The 2,793-nt window shown below is 63.1% G+C and carries 3 protein-coding genes and 2 pseudogenes; 2 read left to right on the top strand and 3 right to left on the bottom strand.

The genetic code is table 11. From position 1 onward, the window contains the following. The coding region (locus tag ABWY06_RS14035; RefSeq protein ID WP_353926177.1) for a GGDEF domain-containing protein at positions 1-543 on the top strand (543 nt) is incomplete at its 5' end. Positions 544-546: 3 nt separating this feature from the next. Here the strand turns inward: ABWY06_RS14035 and ABWY06_RS14030 are convergent. The 3 genes and pseudogenes from ABWY06_RS14030 to dapA all read right to left on the bottom strand — a co-directional run bounded on the left by ABWY06_RS14030 (position 547) and on the right by dapA (position 2,310). Further along, positions 547-976, bottom strand: a pseudogene (locus ABWY06_RS14030) (LysR family transcriptional regulator). Between the two features lie 29 nt (positions 977-1,005). Continuing rightward, the gene (locus ABWY06_RS14025) at positions 1,006-1,374 is read right to left on the bottom strand and encodes a DUF2784 domain-containing protein (RefSeq protein WP_274077424.1); all 369 of its coding nucleotides are present in this window, start codon (positions 1,372-1,374) and stop codon (positions 1,006-1,008) included. Between the two features lie 60 nt (positions 1,375-1,434). Then, the gene (dapA, locus tag ABWY06_RS14020) at positions 1,435-2,310 is read right to left on the bottom strand and encodes a 4-hydroxy-tetrahydrodipicolinate synthase (protein WP_353926176.1); all 876 of its coding nucleotides are present in this window, start codon (positions 2,308-2,310) and stop codon (positions 1,435-1,437) included. 412 nt (positions 2,311-2,722) lie between these two features. Between dapA and ABWY06_RS14015 the strand changes: the two are divergent. Continuing rightward, positions 2,723-2,793: pseudogene (locus ABWY06_RS14015) on the top strand (AzlC family ABC transporter permease); the annotation flags it as partial.

The following is a 2,793-nucleotide window of genomic DNA, read 5'->3' as shown; positions in this document are numbered from 1 at the left end:
CAGGAGCGGCTGCTGGAGCTCAATCGCAACCTTGAGTTGCTGGCGCTGGAGGACGCGCTCACGGGCCTGGCCAATCGACGCCAGTTCGACCTGTTCATCCAGGCCGAAATGAGCCGCGCCCGGCACAACGTGTCGGGACTGGCGCTGCTGATGATCGATGTCGATCACTTCAAGCCTTTCAACGATCGTTATGGCCACCTGGCCGGCGATGAGTGCCTGCGCAAGATCGCCGGGATCATTACCGAGCACATCAAGCGCCCTGGCGATCTGGCTGCGCGTTTTGGCGGCGAGGAGTTTGCCGTGGTGCTGCCGGGGACTGACTACGTCGGCGCTTTCCTGCTGGCGGAGAAAATCCGCCATGCGGTGCAGGCCGCCAGCTTGCCGCACAGTGAAAGTCCGGATGGCAAGGTCACGGTCAGCGTGGGGGTCTGCGGGTACGATCCGGCGTCGCAAGCCCAGACCGGCGAGCTGATCGGGGCGGCCGACAAGGCGCTGTACGTGGCCAAGGCCAGCGGGCGCAACATGAGCGTGATTGCCAACTGAGGCTCAGGCAAAGCGGTCGCTGCCCTGTACCAGCCGGGTGCACAGGTAGGATTGCTTGAGCTTTTCCAGCCACCAGCCCAAAGCACGCCCGTCGTGATCACCGCGCCAGCCGGCATACAGGATGTTCGGCTCGCGCGGGTCGGCCATCTGCTTTTCAACCAGCGAGCCATTGCTCAGTAACGAGCCGACCCGGTGCCTGGGTAGCTACGTCCTGCATCAGGCGCGCCGCCTCGTTGACCAGCAATTCACCCGCCGGGGTGAGTTGCAGGCGGTAGCGCCGGCGATCGAACAGCAGGGCATCGAAGCGTTCTTCCAGTTGCCGCGCGGCATAGGACACCGTCGAGGGCGCCTTGCCGAGGTAGGCGGCGGCCCGCGACAGGCTGCCGGTCTCGCGGATCGCTTGCAGCAGCGTCAGGTCTTCAGTCGACAGCATGGACCGGGTCCTCGTGTTTGCCGTAGGCGTTACAGTCGGCGTTTCCTCTGCCGGATCAATCGAAGATAGACCAGTACGTTAACCAGCAGTACTGCACCGCCCAGTCCGAGCTGGATGGCCGGCGTCAGCCCTGCCGGGTAAATGATCGGCCACACGTAGTGTTCGATGAAGCCAGCGCCGTAGCCCGTTTCCCCTGCGGCCTGGCGCATGCTGTTTTCCCAGCGTGTCAGCGGGCAGGGCAGGTGGAACAGCTCCACCGCCACGCCCCAGGTGGCGGCAGGCAGGTGCCACATCATCAGGCGCGGCCATTTGAGCACCAGCAGGCCGCCGCCCACCACGAACACAATGAACGCCAGGTGCAACAACACCAGGCCATCGGCGGCGATTCGATAGAGCATGTCGACCTCCTGGCGCGTCGGTCCAATCGCACCATGGTACGCGGGCGGCGGCCTGGCGCTCTATCGATTGTCGCTGGCCAGCGCGCCGAGCACCTCCTTCAAACGCGTGACCATGGCCTCGCTGCTGCGTTGCATCGGCGCGCGCAGCTCATCGCCGATCAAACCTTGCAGGGCCAGCGCGGTTTTCACCGGCGCGGGATTGGGTTCGATGAACAGGCTCTGGATCAGCGGCAGCAGCTGGAAGAACGTGGCACGGGCGGCCGCCAGCTGGTGGTCGCGAACTTGTCGGTACAAGGTCACGAAACGATCGGTATGGACATGCGCCGATGCGGCAATCACGCCGGTGGCGCCCAGGCACAGGGCATTGAAGATCTGGTTGTCTTCACCGCACAGCACGTCGACCTTGCCGCTGGCCAGCAATGCCAGGGTGTTGTTCAGGTTGCCGCCACAGTCCTTGATCGCGACGATGCGCTCATGGGCGACGATGTTCAACAAGGTCCCCTGGTCGAAGGTCACGCCAGTGCGGTAGGGGATGTCGTACAGGATCAGCGGCACGCTGGAGGCATCGGCGACCGTCTGGAAAAACCTTTCGAGCCCGGCCTGGGACGGCCGGATGTAATAGGGCGGCGGCACCAGCAGGCCGGCCACCGGGCGCTTGAGAATCTCCTCCTGAAAGTGCAGCAGCTCGATCAGGTTGTTGCCGGCGAGGCCCATGACCACCTGCTCAGCCGGCACCTGCTCCAGCACCGCATCGAGCACCGCCAGCTGCTCGTGCTTGCCCATGGCCGCCGGTTCGCCGGTGGTGCCACAGACAATCAGGCCGTCGACGCCACTTTCCAGCAGATGGCTGACCAGCCCGCGCAAACCGATGAAATCGATGGCGCCATGGTGGAACGGCGTAACGAGGGGAACCCAGATACCTTGGAACGATGACATGCACTTTCTCCTGATGGTTGACCGATTTCGTCACCGTCAGAAGGGCAGGAGGAGGTAAGCAAGGGGCGGGTGGTCCGTCGCGCTCAATGTCCTGTCATCTCATCTGACGGGACAGCGCGCCCCGGTCACATGAGCGACTGTTTCTTCGATTTGAGGGTGCGCGCAACACGAGCCTGGGCCTTGGCAGTCAAGCCAATGACACGAGCGTCGAGATTGAAGGTTGCGGACATCTTTGTTTACACCCTGAATGAGGCGCCCAGTTTTAAAAGCCGGCGGGTGGTTTGTCAATCAGGAAAATGCGGCATCGTCATGTTGAGCGAGGCAGCAGCCAGTGCAAACTGCGCAAGATTGTTCAAGCCATCGGCCGTGACTGCTGGCAAAGTCTGCGGTCTTTCCCTGGTTGCAGAGCGTTATGTCCAACTCACTCATGCCGCGCAGCGCGTTTTTACGTGGCGCCGTGGCGATCATGCCGTTATCCCTGGC

It is taken from the genome of Pseudomonas sp., from assembly GCF_040514055.1.
Taxonomy (GTDB): domain Bacteria; phylum Pseudomonadota; class Gammaproteobacteria; order Pseudomonadales; family Pseudomonadaceae; genus Aquipseudomonas.
This window is presented reverse-complemented; position numbering and strand designations above follow the sequence as displayed.